This window comes from Variovorax guangxiensis (genome assembly GCF_003952165.1).
In the GTDB taxonomy this organism is placed as follows: Bacteria; Pseudomonadota; Gammaproteobacteria; order Burkholderiales; family Burkholderiaceae_C; genus Variovorax; species Variovorax guangxiensis.
In genome coordinates, this window is the sequence record NZ_RXFT01000007.1 from 48,100 (window position 1) to 63,953 (window position 15,854).

14 protein-coding genes are annotated in these 15,854 nt (G+C 65.6%); 11 read left to right on the forward strand and 3 right to left on the reverse strand.

Annotation, left to right across the window (positions count from 1 at the left end):
- The first annotated feature begins 45 nt into the window (after positions 1-45).
- The 5 genes from EJP67_RS17375 to EJP67_RS17395 all read left to right on the forward strand — a co-directional run bounded on the left by EJP67_RS17375 (position 46) and on the right by EJP67_RS17395 (position 6,156).
- Positions 46-720 (forward strand): c-type cytochrome, encoded by a 675-nt coding sequence (locus EJP67_RS17375; protein ID WP_126022974.1) that lies wholly within the window; start codon positions 46-48, stop codon positions 718-720.
- A 113-nt stretch (positions 721-833) separates the two neighbouring features.
- Positions 834-2,996: a cytochrome c biogenesis protein ResB gene (locus EJP67_RS17380; protein WP_126022975.1), complete on the forward strand. Its 2,163-nt coding sequence runs from the start codon at positions 834-836 to the stop codon at positions 2,994-2,996.
- Positions 2,997-3,010: 14 nt separating this feature from the next.
- A complete protein-coding gene (gene ccsB, locus EJP67_RS17385) occupies positions 3,011-4,327 on the forward strand; it encodes a c-type cytochrome biogenesis protein CcsB (protein WP_126022976.1) in 1,317 nt (438 codons plus the stop codon).
- A gap of 118 nt (positions 4,328-4,445) precedes the next feature.
- Positions 4,446-5,483: a protein-methionine-sulfoxide reductase catalytic subunit MsrP gene (gene msrP, locus EJP67_RS17390; RefSeq protein ID WP_420824272.1), complete on the forward strand. Its 1,038-nt coding sequence runs from the start codon at positions 4,446-4,448 to the stop codon at positions 5,481-5,483.
- Between the two features lie 28 nt (positions 5,484-5,511).
- Positions 5,512-6,156, forward strand: coding sequence for a protein-methionine-sulfoxide reductase heme-binding subunit MsrQ (locus EJP67_RS17395; RefSeq protein WP_126022977.1), 645 nt, complete (start codon positions 5,512-5,514; stop codon positions 6,154-6,156).
- Positions 6,157-6,187: 31 nt separating this feature from the next.
- On the opposite strand, the gene lysA is transcribed toward EJP67_RS17395, so the two are convergent.
- The gene (lysA, locus tag EJP67_RS17400; protein ID WP_126022978.1) at positions 6,188-7,471 is read right to left on the reverse strand and encodes a diaminopimelate decarboxylase; all 1,284 of its coding nucleotides are present in this window, start codon (positions 7,469-7,471) and stop codon (positions 6,188-6,190) included.
- Positions 7,468-7,761 (reverse strand): LPS translocon maturation chaperone LptM, encoded by a 294-nt coding sequence (gene lptM / locus EJP67_RS17405; RefSeq protein WP_126022979.1) that lies wholly within the window; start codon positions 7,759-7,761, stop codon positions 7,468-7,470. Before lptM ends, lysA begins: the two co-directional genes overlap by 4 nt.
- A 12-nt stretch (positions 7,762-7,773) precedes the next feature.
- Here lptM and cyaY point away from each other — a divergent pair, with 12 nt between their 5' ends.
- Complete coding sequence (gene cyaY, locus EJP67_RS17410) at positions 7,774-8,106, forward strand: iron donor protein CyaY (protein WP_126022980.1); 333 nt, start codon at positions 7,774-7,776, stop codon at positions 8,104-8,106.
- A gap of 18 nt (positions 8,107-8,124) precedes the next feature.
- Here the strand turns inward: cyaY and EJP67_RS17415 are convergent, their stop codons facing one another.
- Positions 8,125-10,533 (reverse strand): penicillin-binding protein 1A, encoded by a 2,409-nt coding sequence (locus tag EJP67_RS17415; protein WP_126022981.1) that lies wholly within the window; start codon positions 10,531-10,533, stop codon positions 8,125-8,127.
- A gap of 241 nt (positions 10,534-10,774) precedes the next feature.
- Between EJP67_RS17415 and EJP67_RS17420 the strand changes: the two genes are divergently transcribed.
- Genes EJP67_RS17420 through EJP67_RS17440 form a run of 5 tightly spaced genes read left to right on the forward strand, consistent with a single transcriptional unit; the run spans position 10,775 to position 15,838 of the window.
- A complete protein-coding gene (locus EJP67_RS17420) occupies positions 10,775-11,854 on the forward strand; it encodes a pilus assembly protein PilM (protein ID WP_093196407.1) in 1,080 nt (359 codons plus the stop codon).
- Positions 11,851-12,471, forward strand: coding sequence for a PilN domain-containing protein (locus EJP67_RS17425; protein ID WP_126022982.1), 621 nt, complete (start codon positions 11,851-11,853; stop codon positions 12,469-12,471). Before EJP67_RS17420 ends, EJP67_RS17425 begins: the two co-directional genes overlap by 4 nt.
- A 6-nt stretch (positions 12,472-12,477) precedes the next feature.
- Complete coding sequence (locus EJP67_RS17430; protein ID WP_126022983.1) at positions 12,478-13,155, forward strand: type IV pilus inner membrane component PilO; 678 nt, start codon at positions 12,478-12,480, stop codon at positions 13,153-13,155.
- The gene (locus EJP67_RS17435) at positions 13,152-13,691 is read left to right on the forward strand and encodes a pilus assembly protein PilP (protein WP_126022984.1); all 540 of its coding nucleotides are present in this window, start codon (positions 13,152-13,154) and stop codon (positions 13,689-13,691) included. Before EJP67_RS17430 ends, EJP67_RS17435 begins: the two co-directional genes overlap by 4 nt.
- Complete coding sequence (locus tag EJP67_RS17440; RefSeq protein WP_126022985.1) at positions 13,688-15,838, forward strand: type IV pilus secretin PilQ; 2,151 nt, start codon at positions 13,688-13,690, stop codon at positions 15,836-15,838. The genes EJP67_RS17435 and EJP67_RS17440 overlap by 4 nt, the downstream gene beginning before the upstream one ends.
- Positions 15,839-15,854 lie beyond the last annotated feature (16 nt).

The window sequence follows — 15,854 nt, forward strand, 5'->3', positions numbered from 1 at the left end:
TTGTAGAATCGTGAGGTTTTGCGCCATAAATTCGAAGCCCCCGATATGAAGTTGTTTGCCAATATTGTGCTTGCGGCCCTCGTGGGCATCGCATCCAGCGTGAGTTTTGCAGCCGATGAACACGCGGCCGCTCCTGCCGCCCCGGCGGCCGCCAGGCCGGCCAAGCCGGACCCCGCCAAGGGGGATGCGCTCTTCAACGCAACGCCGGCAAACAGCCAGAGCTGCGCCTCCTGCCACAACGCCGACGGCAACTCCGCCATCGCCGCCAACCCGAAGCTGGCGCAGCAACACCCCGAATACATCCTCAAGCAGCTGCAGGACTTCAAGTCCGGCGCCCGCAAGAGCGCGATCATGAAGCCGCTGGCCTCGGCGCTGTCGGAAGAAGACATGCGCAACATCGCCTGGTTCGTCGGCTCGAAGAAGGTCAAGCCGGGCTTCTCGAAGGACAAGGACACCATCGCCCTGGGCGAGAAGATCTACCGCGGCGGCATCGGCGACCGCCAGATCCCGGCCTGCGCCGGCTGCCACAGCCCCAACGGCGCCGGCATCCCGGCCCAGTACCCGCGCCTGGGTGGCCAGAACGCCGACTACACCGTGGCCCAGCTCACGGCCTTCCGCGACAACGTCCGCCTGAACAGCCTGCCCATGACCGGCGTCGCCGCCAAGCTCAACGACAGGGAAATCAAGGCGGTCGCCGACTACATTGCCGGTTTGCGTTGATGATGGCGCTCCCTGGAGCGTGACCAGCCGCCGATAACAACCCCAAACAAAGGGCGGGCCGATCCAGCAGGATGGCCCGCCTTTTTGTTTTTTTCTCTTCCTACTCTCGCCCGATGTCCGTCTCCACCCATGGCCTTCGCGTTCATCGCGGACCGCAGATGCTTCGCGCCGCGGTGGAACTGCTGTCGTCGATGCGCTTCGCGATCGCGCTGCTCACGATCATCTGCATCGCGTCGATCATCGGTACGGTGCTCAAGCAGCACGAGCCGATCAACAACTACATCAACCAGTTCGGCCCGTTCTGGGCCGAGCTCTTCCGCACCGCGCGGCTCGACTCGATCTACAGCGCCTGGTGGTTCCTGCTGATCCTGCTGTTCCTGGTGATCAGCACCACGCTGTGCATCGTGCGCAACACGCCGCGCATCCTGGTCGACCTCAGGACCTTCAAGGAAGACATCCGCGCTCAGAGCCTCAAGGCCTTCGGCCAGCGCGCCGAGAACCGTCTCGGTGAAACGCCGGACGTCGCCGCCAACCGGATCGGGCAACTGCTGGTGAGCGGCGGCTGGAAGGTCAAGCTGCAGCAGCGCGAGGCAACTGGCGACGGCAGGCAGGCCGCGGGCTGGATGGTCGCGGCGCGTGCCGGCGGCGCCCACAAGCTGGGCTACATCGCCGCCCACAGCGCCATCGTGCTGGTGTGCATCGGCGGCCTGCTCGACGGCGACCTGGTGGTGCGCGCGCAGACCTGGTTCAACGGCAAGAGCGTGTTCACCGGCGGCGGCATGATCGCCGACGTGCCGCCGCAGCACCGGCTGTCGGCGAGCAACCCGACCTTCCGCGGCAACATCCTCGTGCCCGAGGGCGGGCAGGGCAGCGTCGCCATCCTGAACCAGTCCGACGGCGTGCTGCTGCAGGAGCTGCCGTTCTCCATCGAGCTGAAGAAGTTCATCGTCGACTACTACTCGACCGGCATGCCCAAGCTCTTCGCGAGCGAGGTGGTCCTGCACGACCGCGAGACCGGCGAGCAGGTGCCCGCGCGCATCGAGGTCAACCACCCGGCCAGCTACAAGGGCGTGGAGATCTACCAGTCGAGCTTCGACGATGGCGGCTCCAAGGTGAAGCTCAAGGCGGTGCCGATGGCTGCCGCGGCCAAGCCCTTCGAGGTGGAAGGCGTCATCGGCGGGCCCAGCACCGAGATCACCAACGGCAAGGACAAGCTCACGCTCGAGTACGCCGCGCTGCGCGTGATCAACGTCGAGAACTTCGCCGACGCCAACGCCATGGGCAGCGGCGCCGACGTGCGCAAGGTCGACCTGCGCCACGACATCGAATCGCGCCTGGGGGCAGCCAACAAGACCAACAAGCCGAAGGTGCTGCGCAACATCGGCCCGAGCATCGGCTACAAGCTGCGCGACGCCGCCGGACAGGCGCGCGAGTACCAGAACTACATGGTGCCGGTCGATACCGGCGACGGCCAGCCGGTGTTCCTGCTGGGCATGCGCGAGAAGCCCGAGGAGCCCTTCCGCTACCTGCGCGTGCCGGCCGACGACCAGGGTTCGATGGACGGCTTCGTGCGCATGCGCGCCGCCCTCGGCGACGCCGCCACGCGCGAGCGCGCCGTCGAGCGCTACATCGCCAAGGCCACCGACCCCAAGCGTCCCGAAATGGCCGAGCAGCTGCGCGTGTCCGCCACGCGCGCACTGGCGCTGTTCGCGGGCAGCGAGCGCGCCAAGGCCGACGCCACCACCGTGGGCGGCTGGCAGGCGATCGCCGAATTCATGGAAGCCAACGTGCCCGAGGCCGAGCGCGAGCGCGCCGGCGGGGTGCTGGTGCGCATCCTCAACGACGTGCTGTTCGAGGTGCTGAACCTGAGCCGCGAAGGCGCCGGCCTGGCCGCGCTGCCCAACGACGAGAAGTCGCAGGCCTACCTGACGCAGGCCGTCCTGGCCATCAGCGACGCGCATTTCTACCCGGCGCCGGTCGCGATGATGATGACCGACTTCACCCAGGTGCAGGCCAGCGTGTTCCAGGTGGCGCGCGCCCCAGGCAAGAACATCGTCTATCTGGGCTGCCTGTTGCTGATCGTCGGCATTTTTGCCATGCTGTACGTGCGCGAGCGCCGCCTCTGGGTGTGGCTGGCGCCGGATGGCAAGGCCGGCGAAGGCGATGCATCCGCAATGACGGCCGCCACGATGGCCTTCTCGGTCAATCGCAAGACCATCGACAGCGACCGCGAATTCGAGCATCTCAAACGCAAGCTGCTCGCCCTGAACGCATAAGACCACGAGACGACATGAACACCACGACCCTCACGCTCAATGAAAGCTGGCTCTCGCGCCGCAACCTGTTCGACTGGGTGTTCGCGGCGCTGGTGGTCGCCGGCGGCCTCTTCGCCTTCGCGCGCTACGCGGGGTCGATGGATTCCTACGAGAAGCCGATCCTCGCCGCGGCGGTGATCGCGACCATCGCCATCGGCTGGTTCTGGCGGCCGCTGCGGGTGCTGGCGATCGTGGTGGCTGCGGCTTCGCTGCTGGCCATCGCCTCGTACCAGGGCGACCTGGCGCGTGCCGACACGGTGTTCTGGCTCAAGTACTTCCTGTCGAGCCAGTCGGCCATCCTGTGGATGAGCGTGCTGTTCTTCATGAGCACGCTGTTCTACTGGCTGGGCTTCTTCGGCGGCAGGCAGTCGGACACCTTCGACGCCATCGGCTCGCGCCTCGCGTGGGCGGCGGTGACGATGGCGCTGATCGGCACCATGGTGCGCTGGTACGAGAGCCACCAGCTCGGCCCGGACATCGGCCACATCCCGGTGAGCAACCTGTACGAGGTGTTCGTGCTGTTCTGCTGGCTGACGGCCGCCTTCTACCTGTACTTCGAGGAGCGCTACGGCACGCGCGCGCTCGGCGCATTCGTGATGCTGGTTGTCAGCGCGGCGGTGGGCTTCCTGCTCTGGTACACGATCGTGCGCGAGGCTCACGAGATCCAGCCGCTGGTGCCGGCCCTGCAGAGCTGGTGGATGAAGCTGCACGTGCCGGCCAACTTCATCGGCTACGGCACTTTCGCGCTCGCGGCCATGGTCGCCTTCGCCTACCTCATCAAGGAGCAGGCGAACGAGACGCGCTGGTACAAGCTCACGCCGATCTGGCTGCTGGGCGTGGCACTGTGCTTCGTGCCGGTGGCGTTCCGCCAGCGCGTGCAGGAAGCCGGCGGCAGCTACTGGGTGATCTACGCCGGCATTTCGGCGCTGATCGCCGCGGGCATCCTGCTGGGCCGCAAGCGCATCGCCGCGCGCCTGCCGGCCAACGAGGTGCTCGACGACGTCATGTACAAGTCGATCACCGTCGGCTTCGCCTTCTTCACCATCGCCACCGTGTTGGGCGCCCTGTGGGCGGCCGACGCCTGGGGCGGCTACTGGAGCTGGGACCCGAAGGAAACCTGGGCACTGATCGTCTGGCTCAACTACGCGGCCTGGCTGCACATGCGCCTGGTGAAGGGCCTGCGCGGCACCGTGGCGGCCTGGTGGGCGCTGGGCGGGCTGGCGGTGACGACCTTCGCCTTCCTGGGCGTGAACATGTTCCTGAGCGGGCTGCACAGCTACGGCACCCTGTGAGTGCAGGCCCGCGGGCTTTCGCGAAGAATTATTGAAACCACGCGCCCCGGCGGCGCGTAACCGAATCGGGGTTGGCCACGAACTACCCTGAGAACAACGATTCCGCGAAAGGCCCGTCATGTCGTTCCCTTCCCATCCCAGCCGCCCCATCCGTCGTATCGCCAGCAACAGCGGCGACAACGGTTTCGTCCATCCGCTGTCCAGCGAGATCACGTCCCGAGAGGTCTACGAGGGCCGCCGCGACATGCTCAAGCTCATGGCCGGGGGCGCCGCGGGAGCCGCGCTCGCGGCCTTCGCCTCTCGCGAGGCCCTGGCGCAGACCGAGCGCCCCAACAAGCTGGCGCCGCTGCCCGGCGCGAAGTCGGCGGTGCCCGGCGCCATGTCGATGGAAAAGGTCACCGACTACAAGGATGCCTCCACCTACAACAACTTCTACGAGTTCGGCACCGACAAGGCCGACCCGGCCAAGAACGCCGGCACGCTGAAGACGCGGCCCTGGACGGTGGAGGTGGAAGGGCTGGTCAAGAAGCCGGGAAAGTACGGCATCGAGGACCTGCTCAAGCTCAGCGCGCAGGAGGAGCGCATCTATCGCCTGCGCTGCGTCGAGGGCTGGTCGATGGTGATCCCGTGGGTCGGCTACTCGCTGGCCGAGCTCATCAAGAAGGTCGAGCCGCAAGGCAACGCCAGGTTCGTCGAGTTCGTGACCCTGGCCGACCCCAAGACCATGCCCTTCGTCGGCTCGCGCGTGCTCGACTGGCCCTACACCGAGGGCCTGCGCATGGACGAGGCGATGCATCCGCTCACGCTGCTGGCCTTCGGCATGTACGGCGAGGTGCTGCCCAACCAGAACGGCGCGCCGGTGCGGCTGGTGGTGCCGTGGAAGTACGGCTTCAAGTCGGCCAAGTCGATCGTGAAGATCCGCTTCGTCGAGAAGGAGCCCAGCACCGCCTGGAACAAGGCCGCGGCCAACGAATACGGTTTCTATTCGAACGTGAATCCCAACGTCGACCATCCGCGATGGAGCCAGGCCACCGAGCGCCGGATCGGCGACGGCGGCGGCCTCTTCGCAAAACGGCGCAAGACGGAGATGTTCAACGGCTACGAAGCGCAGGTCGGCCAGCTCTACGCGGGCATGGACCTGAAGAAGAACTACTGAGCCGGCCTCGGCACGTGGCGAGCGCCCCATGAACAAGCTGCTCATGCATCCCGCGACCAAGCCGGTCGTCTTCCTGCTGTGCCTGCTGCCGTTCGCGCGGCTGGCCTACGGCGCGTTCACGGACGGGCTGGGTGCCAACCCCGCGGAGTTCCTGATCCGCGCCACCGGCGACTGGACCCTGCGTTTCATCTGCATCGTGCTGGCGGTGACGCCGCTGCGGGTGATGAGCAAGTGGAACGCGCTCGCGCGCTACCGTCGCATGCTGGGCCTGTTCGCGTACTTCTACGTGGTGCTGCATCTGCTGTGCTACAGCTGGTTCGACATGGGCTTCGAGTGGGGCGACATTGCGAAGGACATCGCCAAGCGGCCGTTCATCCTGGTGGGCTTCTCTGCCTTCGTGTTGCTGACGCCGCTGGCGGCCACCTCGTTCAACCGCGCGATCAAGGCGATGGGCGCGAAGCGCTGGCAGATGCTGCACAAGCTGGTCTACCTGATCGCGGGGCTCGGCCTGCTGCACTTCTTCTGGATGCGCGCGGGCAAGAACAACTTCGCGGAAGTGTTCGTCTACGCCGCGATCATCGCGGTGCTGCTCTCGTGGCGCGTGTGGAACTACTTCGCGAACAAGCGCGGGAAGGTGAAGCCGGCGTCTGCGGGTGCTGTGCGCACCGGCTGACGCCGGGAAGACCGGGAAGAGCGATCGGCGATCAGCCGTCGATCTCGCTGCGCAGCTGGTCTTCCATCGTCTCGCGACGGCGGATCAGCTTGGCGCTCGCGCCGCTCACCAGCACCTCGGCGGCGCGGCCGCGGGTGTTGTAGTTGCTGGACATGCTCATGCAGTACGCACCCGCCGACAGCACGGCCAGCAGGTCGCCCGACACCACGTTGAGCGCGCGATCGCGGCCGATCCAGTCGCCGCTCTCGCAGACCGGGCCGACCACGTCGTAGGTCGTGGCATTGCCCGCGCGGGTGCGCACCGGCACGATGCGCTGGAAGGCCTGGTACATCGCGGGACGGGGCAGGTCGTTCATGGCCGCGTCGACGATGCAGAAGTTCTTGTCCTCGCCCGGCTTGGTGTAGAGCACTTCGGTCACGCACACGCCGGCATTGCCGACCAGCGAGCGGCCTGGCTCGATGACCAGCTTGCGCCCGCCGAAGCCGCGCGCGTCGAGCTTGGTCAGCAGCTGCTGCCACAGCGCATCGGCCTTGGGCGGCACTTCGCCGTTGTAGTCGATGCCCAGGCCGCCACCGAAGTCCAGGTGATGGATCGGCACCCCGGCTGCCTCGATGGCTTCCACCAGGTCGAGCACCCGGTCGCAGGCGTCGAGGTAGGGCGAGGCTTCGGTGATCTGCGAGCCGATGTGGCAGTCGATGCCCACCACCTCCAGCCCCTGCAGCCGCGCGGCGTGCTTGTAGGCCTCGACGGCGCGGTCGTGCGCGATGCCGAACTTGTTGCCCTTCAGGCCGGTGGAAATGTAGGGGTGCGTCTTCGGATCGACGTTCGGATTGATGCGGATGCTGATTGGCGCGCGCTTGCCTTCGGCCACCGCCACTTCGTTGAGCACGTCGAGCTCGGCTTCGCTCTCGACGTTGAAGCAGGCGATGCCCGCCGCGAGCGCCTGGCGCATTTCGGCGCGGGTCTTGCCGACGCCAGAGAAGATGATCTTCTTCGGATCGGCGCCCACGGCCAGCACGCGCGAGAGCTCGCCGCCGGAGACGATGTCGAAGCCGCAGCCGGCTTGCGCGAACACGCGCAGCACGCCGAGCGAGGAGTTGGCCTTCATCGCGTAGCAGATGAGCGCATCACGACCCTCGAAGCCGCGCTGGTAAGCCGCCAGGGCGTCCAGCATCCACTGCCTGGAGTAGACGAAGAGAGGAGTGCCGTGTTCGCGCGCCAGCGCGTCGAGCGCCACGCCTTCGACGTGCAGCGTGCCGTCGCGCTCGGCGATGTGCGGCTGGCCGGGCAGGGCGATGGGGGTGCCGGAACTCACTTGCGCTGCTCCGTGCTGGTGGTGCTGGTGCTGCCGGCTGGCGCGCTGGTCGCGGCAGCCGGAGCGGGCGCCGCCTGGCTGGAGGACGAAGATGACGACGAAGACCGCAGGCTGTCCGGCGTCATGAGCTCCGGCAAGGTGGCGCGCCCGGCGGCTGCCGGATCGGTCGGCAGGTACAGCGCACCGCGCTGCCCGCAGGCAGCGACGAGCCCGGCGGTGCCCACGGCAAGGCAGACCATGAGCGCGGCGCGGACGCGGGTGCTCACTAGAATTTGGCGAACGTTCAACATGGCGAAATTGTAATGACCGACACCGAATACATGGATCGCGCCGAGGCTGCGCTTGCCGCCATCGAACTGGGCTGCGACCGCATCAACGAAGCGACCGACGCCGACATCGACAACCAGAGGGTGGGCGGGATGATCACGATTTCATTCCGCAACGGCAGCCAGCTGATCGTGAACCTGCAGAAGCCGTTGCAGGAAATCTGGCTTGCCGCGCGTTCCGGCGGCTACCACTACCGCCATGACGGCAAGGCCTGGGTGGACACCAAGACCGGCGAGGAATTCTTCGGCAACCTGTCGCGCGAGGCGACGCTGCAGGCCGGGCAGCCGCTGGACTTCACGGCTCCCTGAACTTTCTGCCTGCGACGCTCAGTTGCGGAACAGATCGAGGATGCGGTTGCGCTCCTCGGGTTGCGCAGGAGCGCCGATCGGACCACCCGCCGGGGCTTCGACCGGCGCCGCCGGTGCGGACTCGACACCCAGGCTGGCAACGCCGCGTCCCGGCGCGTAGTCGTCGTAGTACCACTCGCCACCCACATTCACGATGCCCGCTGGCGGGTTGGCCGACAGTTCAGTCACCGGCACACCCTTGATGGCGGTTTCCATGTAGGTGATCCAGATCGGAAGGCTCAGGCCGCCGCCGGTCTCGCGGTCGCCCAGGTTGCGCGGGGTGTCGTAACCGATCCACGAGATGGCCGTCATGGTGGGCTGGAAGCCGGCGAACCAGGCGTCGAGCGAGTCGTTGGTGGTGCCCGTCTTGCCGTAGAGGTCGGGGCGTTTGAGCATGGCCTGCGCCTTGGCCGCGGTGCCGCCGCGAGCGACGGAATTCAGCAGCGTGTCCATGATGAAGGCGTTGCGCTGCGGGATGACACGCAGCGATTCGTTCAGCAGCGGCGGCTGCTTGTCGACCAGCACCTTGTCCTTGTGGTCGGTGATGCGCGTGACGAGGTACGGATTGACGCGGTAGCCGCCGTTGGCGAAGACCGAATAGCCCACCGCCATCTGCATCGGCGTGACCGAGCCCGCGCCCAGCGCCATCGGCAGGTAGGCGGGGTGCTTTTCCTTGTCGAAGCCGAAGTTGGTGATCCACTCCTGCGCATAGCGCGTGCCGATGGACTGCAGGATGCGGATGGACACGAGGTTCTTCGACTTCATCAGCGCGGTGCGCATCGACATCGGGCCGTCGTAGCCGCCGCCGTAGTTCTTCGGCTCCCAGGGCTGGCCGCCGGTGGTGCCGGCGTCGAAGAAGAGCGGGCCGTCGTTGATGACCGTGGCGGGCGTGAAGCCCTTTTCGAGCGCCGCGGAATAGATGAAGGGCTTGAAGCTGGAGCCCGGCTGGCGCCAGGCCTGCGTCACATGGTTGAACTTGTTCTTGCCGAAGTCGAAGCCGCCGACCAGCGCCTTGATGGCGCCGTCGCGCGGGTCCATGGCGACGAATGCGCCCTCGACCTCGGGAAGCTGCGTGATTTCCCAGGTGTTCTTGGGCGTCTTCACCACGCGGATGACCGCGCCGCGACGGATCTTGATGTTCGGCGGGGCCTTGTCGGAGAGACCCGACTGGGCCGGCTTGAGCCCTTCGCCGGTGATCTGGACGGGATCGCCATTGCCGCGCACCGCGTCGATCTGCTTGGGCGTGGCCTTGAGCACGACCGCGGCCATCACGTCGCCGTTGTCGGGGTGGTCGTTGAGCGCGTCGTCGACTGCTTCGTCGAGGTCCTTGGGGTCGTTCGGCAGGTCGACGAACTTCTCGGGGCCGCGATAGATCTGGCGGCGCTCGTAGTCCATGATGCCCTTGCGCAGCGCCTTGTAGGCGGCCGCCTGGTCGGCCGCGACCAGCGAGGTGTAGACCTTGAGGCCGCGCGTGTAGGTGCTGTCGCCGTACTGGGCGTACATCAGCTGGCGAACCGTTTCAGCCACGTATTCGGCGTGCAGGCGGTTCGGGTCGGCGGCGTCGCGCAGGTGCAACTCTTCCTTCTTGGCTTCCGCGGCCTGTTCGGCGGTGATGAAGCCGGCCTCCTGCATGCGGTCGATCACGTAGAACTGGCGGCCGCGCGCGCGCTGCGGGTTGTTGACCGGGTTGTTCGCGCCCGGTGCCTTGGGCAGGCCGGCCAGCATCGCGGCCTGGGCGATCGTGAGTTCCTGCAGGGGCTTGCCGAAATAGGCCTCGGAAGCGGCAGCGAAGCCATAGGCGCGGTTTCCGAGGTAGATCTGGTTCAGGTAGATCTCGAAGATCTGGTCCTTGGTGAGCAGGTGCTCCAGCTTGAAGGTCAGCAGCACCTCGTAGATCTTGCGGGTGAGCGTCTTCTCGGAGCTCAGGTAGACGTTGCGCGCCACCTGCATCGTGATGGTCGATGCGCCCTGGCTCTTCACGCGGTTCATGTTGGCCAGGCCGGCGCGGACCATGCCCTTGTAGTCGACGCCGCCGTGGTCGTAGAAGCGGGCGTCTTCGGCCGCCAGGACGGCGTCCTTCACGACCTTCGGGATGGCCGAGATGGGAGTGAGGTTGCGGCGCTCCTCGCCGAACTCGCCGATCAGGATGCCTTCGGCCGAGAAAACCCGCAGCGGCAGCTTGGGCCGGTAGTCGGAGAGCTCGCTGATGTCGGGCAGGTTCGGATACGCCACCGCGAGGGCCACTGCCACCACGCACAGCACGGCCAGCGCGCCGGCCAGGGCGATGCCGAAGCTCCAGAAGAAAAGGCGCAGCAGCCATTTCAGCCAGGTCGGGCGAGTGGAGGGGGAGTTCTTGGCTGGCCCTTTGGGGCTGGAAGTTTCTTGCATGAGGGGCCGCACAGAGTCACCCGACATTATAAAAAGCCGCCCCTTCCGAACGATCCGATCTTTGCGGGGCTTGCATTGCCCTAATTCAAAAGTTACAAAATGCGGTTTTGCCGTCAGGTTTTGACAACGCTTGAGGAATTTGCCCTGCGGCGTCGCTTGGTTGCCGCTACGCCTGCTGCTAGCATGCAACCGAATTCAATTTTTTCTATTGGTTACAAATACAGGGGAAGAGGAACCTGCCTTGGCTGCTCTTGGATCATTGTTTCGTCGTCAGAACGCTCCCCTGCTGGGGCTGGACGTAAGTTCGTCCAGCGTCAAGCTGGTCGAGCTCGGCCGTGAGGCCAGCGGCAAGCTGGTCCTGGAGCGCTGCGCCATCGAGCCCCTGGAACGCGGCTGGATCACCGACGGCAACGTCGAGAAGTTCGACGAGGTGGCGGAAGCCGTCCGTCGCGTCATCCGCAAGAGCGGCACGCGCACCCGCAACGTGGCACTGGCATTGCCTCCGTCGGCCGTGATCACCAAGAAGATCATTCTTCCGGGCGGCATGAGCGAGCAGGAGCTCGAGATCCAGGTCGAGTCGGAAGCCAACCAGTACATCCCGTTCTCGCTCGACGAGGTGAGCCTCGACTTCTGCGTGACCGGTCCGAGCACCACCTCGGCCGGCGACGTGGAAGTGCTGATCGCCGCGTCGCGCAAGGAAAAGGTCCAGGACCGCGAGGGCCTGGCGGAAGCCGCCGGCCTGAAGGCGATGATCCTCGACGTCGAGTCCTACGCATCGCGCCTGGCGACCGCCCGCCTGATCGAGCAGCTGCCCGGCAAGGGCGTCGATTCGATCGTGGCTCTCTTCGAGGTGGGCGCCTTCACCACCAGCATGCAGGTGCTGCGCAACCAGGAAGTGCTGTACGACCGCGACCAGGCGTTCGGCGGTGCCCAGCTCACCCAACTGATCGTGCGCCAGTACGGTTTTTCGGCCGAGGAGGCCGAGGCGAAGAAGCGCAGCGGCGACCTGCCCGACGACTACGGCTCAGGCGTGCTCAAGCCCTTCGTGGAAAGCATCGCGCAGGAAATCGCCCGCGCGCTCCAGTTCTTCTTCACCAGCACGCCGCACAACCGCGTCGACTATGTGCTGCTGGCAGGCGGATCGGCCTCGCTGCCCGGCCTGACCAACGCTGTGACGCGGCAGACCTCGTTCGCCTGCTCCTTGCTGAATCCCTTCGAAGGCATGGAAATCAGCTCGAACGTCCGCGAGAAGAAGGTCCGCCGTGAGGCGCCGTCCTATCTGACCTCTTGCGGCCTGGCCATGCGGAGGTTCCTGCAGTGATCCTCATCAATCTGCTCCCGCACCGCGAAGCTGCGCGCAAGCGCAGGCGCGAGGCGTTCTACGGCACCCTGGGTGCCGCGGCGATCCTGGGCGTCCTGATCGCCGGCCTTGGTTATCTCTGGTTCGAGGCGCAGATCTCGGCGCAGCGTTCCACGAACGGCTTTCTGCAGGCCGAGATCAAGAAGCTCGAAGTCGAGATCAAGGAAATCTCGACGCTGCAGGAAGAAATTGCCGCGCTGCGCGCCCGCCAGCAGGCGGTCGAAGACCTGCAGGGCGACCGCAACCTGCCCGTGCACCTGCTCAACGAACTGGTCCGGCAACTGCCCGATGGCGTGTACCTGACCAACATGAAGCAGGACAACCAGACTGTCACCCTGCAAGGCATGGCGCAGTCGAACGAGCGGGTTTCGGAGCTGCTGCGCAACCTCGGCAACAACAGTCCCTGGCTGGTGAAGCCCGAGCTGGTCGAAATCACGTCGGCGAACGTGAACCTGAACCCGCGCGATCAGCGTCGCGTGGCGAACTTCACGATGCGCATTGGCCTGAAACGCCCCACCGATGCTCAGAAGGCTGCCGCCGAAAAGGCCCTGGCCGCAACGGCGCAGTCCAAGGGGTAACCGATCATGGCAAGCAATCGCGCCTCCCAGAAAATCGACGTCGCCGCTGCGTTCCAGCGCTTCGGCGACCAATTCCGCGGACTCAATCCGAACGATCCCTCGGCATGGCCGGCGGTGCCCCGCTATGCGCTCTGCCTGGTGGTCACGGCACTTGTGCTGGTCGCCCTCTGGTTCGTCTGGCTGACCAATTCGAACGACGAGCTCGAAAGCGAGCGCGCCAAGGAAGTCACGCTCAAGGCCGACTACCAGAAGAAGGTGGCTCAGGCCGCCAACCTCGAGTTGCTCAAGAAGCAGCGCGAGCAGGTGCAGCAGTACGTGACCCTGCTCGAGAAGCAGTTGCCCAGCAAGGCCGAAATGGACGCCCTGCTGTCGGACATCAACCAGGCAGGCCTTGGCCGCAGCCTTCAGTTCGAGCTGTTCCGTCCGGGGCAGGTGTCGGTCAAGGACTACTACGCCGAGCTCCCGATCGCCGTCCGGGTGACCGGCCGGTACCACGACATGGGTGCTTTCGCTGCCGACGTGGCGGGCCTGTCGCGGATCGTGACGCTGAACAACATTTCCGTCACCCCGCAGAAGGACAAGGACGTGCTGACGATGGACGCCACCGCGCGCACCTATCGTTACCTCGATGACGAAGAACGGGCCGCGCAGAAGCGCGCCTCCGCACCGAAGGCGAAGAAATGAAGATCGCCGCCAAAGTACTGTGGCTGACGCTGGCGGCGTCGGCACTGAGCGCCTGCGATTCGGGCCAGGAAGACATGCAGCGCTGGATGGCCGAGCAGCGTGCCCAGGTGAAGCCCTCGGTGCCGCCGATTTCCGAGCCCAAGAAGTTCACCCCGCAGGCCTATACCGAGGCCTCGGCATTCGAGCCCTTCAACATCCTGAAGCTGACGCAGGCGCTGCGCCGCGAATCGAATCAGCCGAGCACCTCGGAGCTGATCGCGCCCGAGCTCGCGCGCCGCAAGGAAGCGCTCGAAGCCTTCCCGCTCGACTCGATGGCCATGGTCGGCAGCATGAACCGCAACGGCCAGCCGGTGGCGCTGCTGCGCGTCGACAAGCTGCTCTACAAGGTGCGCGTCGGCGAATACCTGGGACTCAACTACGGGCGCATCACCCGTATCAACGAAACCGAAATCGCCTTGCGTGAAATCGTGCAAGACGCCGCCGGTGAATGGATCGAACGCGTCGCGACGCTGCAGCTGCAAGAGAGTGCGAAATGAACCAAAAGAAATCAAAAATGGCACAGTGGCTGCGCGCTGCCGGCCTGGGTCTGCTGGCCTTCGGCGCATTGGCCGTGGCTCATGCGCAAAACGCCATCGAGGCGGTGACGAGCTCGACGCAGTCGGGCTCCGAAGTGATCCGCATCGATCTGGCACAGCCGCTTACCGCGGTTCCTGCCGGATTCGCCGTGCAGACGCCTGCGCGTATCGCGCTCGACTTTCCCGGTGTCACGAATGCCATCGGCCGCTCCGCCATCGAGGTGAACCAGGGCAACCTGCGCTCGGTGAACGTGGTGCAGGCCGGTGAACGCAGCCGCGTGGTGCTGAACCTGAAGCAGGCGACCGCATACAAGGCCGAGATCCAGGGCAAGTCGCTGCTGGTGACGCTCGAGCCGGTGGCAGGACCGGCGCTTGTCGCGTCGGCTTCCACGACCTTCGCGGAAAACCGCAATCGCGACACGCTGCCCCTGCGGGATGTCGACTTCCGTCTCGGTTCCGACAGCACCGGCCGGGTCATCGTCGATCTGCCGAACAACCAGGTGGGCGTGGACGTCAAGCAGCAGGGCAAGAGCCTTGTCGTGGAGTTCACCAAGTCGACGCTGCCCGAAGGGCTGCGCCGCCGCCTCGACGTGGCCGACTTCGGCACCCCGGTCCAGCTCATCACTTCGCAGCAAGCCGGCGACCGCGTCCGCATGACGATCGATGCCAAGGGCGATTGGGAGCACAGTGCCTACCAGAGCGAGAACCAGTTCGTGGTCGAGGTCCGTGCCCGCAAGGTCGATCCGACCAAGCTGACCCAAGGCGTGGGCTACAACGGCGAGAAGCTGTCGCTGAACTTCCAGAACATCGAGATCCGTTCGCTGCTGCAGGTGATCGCCGATTTCACGAACTTCAACATCGTGACCTCGGATTCGGTGACCGGCGCGCTGACGCTTCGGCTGAAGGACGTGCCGTGGGACCAGGCGCTCGACATCATCATGCAGGCGAAGAACCTGGGCATGCGCAAGAACGGCAGCGTGCTGTGGATCGCGCCGAAGGATGAGATCAACGCCAAGGAAAAGCTCGAGTTCGAGGCCAAGGCCGCGATCGAGAATCTGGAGCCGCTGCGGACCCAGTCGTTCCAGCTCAACTACACCAAGGCGATTGCCATTGCTCAGGGCTTGACTGGCACGGGCGCTTCTTCTGGCGGTGGCGGCGGCAGCGGTACGACCACCCGGATCCTGAGCCCGCGCGGCAGCGTCATCGCCGAATCGCGTACCAACCAGCTCTTCGTTTCGGACATCCCCTCGCGCCTGGCCCAGGTGACCGAACTGATCCAGAAACTGGACGTCCCCGTTCGCCAAGTGCTGATCGAAGCCCGTATCGTCGAGGCGTCGGACACCTTCGGCAAGTCCCTTGGTGTACGACTCGGGGGCGGTATTGCTGGCGAGCGCTTCGCATCGTCCGCCGGCAACCGGGCGTTCGCCAATGTGGGTGCGATGCCCACCATCACGGCGGGCACCAACGGCGGTGCCAGCACGGCCACCACCACCTGGACGAACTCCAACTTCATCAACCTTCCCGCAGGCGATGCCGGCGGCACCGGCAACGCGGCAGGCACCTTCGCGATCTCGCTGTTCAACTCTAGCTTCTCGCGCATGCTGAACCTCGAGATCTCGGCGCTCGAAGCCGACGGCAAGGGCAAGCTGGTGTCCAGCCCCCGCGTGATCACGGCCGACCAGACCAAGGCGCTGATCGAGCAGGGCGAGGAAATCCCGTACCAGCAGGCCACTTCCAGCGGCGCCACCTCGATCTCGTTCCGCAAGGCGGTGCTGAAGCTCGAAGTCACGCCCCAGATCACGCCGGAAGGCAACATCATCCTGACGCTGGACGTGAGCAAGGACGCCCGCGGCGTGAATACTTCGGCGGGTCCGGCGATCAACACCAAGCACGTGCAGACCGAGGTGCTGGTCGAGAACGGCGGCACGGTTGTCATCGGTGGTATCTTCGAGCTCACCGAAACCAATGACGAATCGCGCGTGCCGGTGCTGGGTGAAGTGCCTTATGTGGGTGCACTGTTCCGCAAGCGCGAACGCGTTGCCAACAAGACTGAAATGCTCGTCTTTATCACCCCGAAGATGATTACCGACCGCAACGCCGCGCGCTGACGCGCGGGCGTAGCAG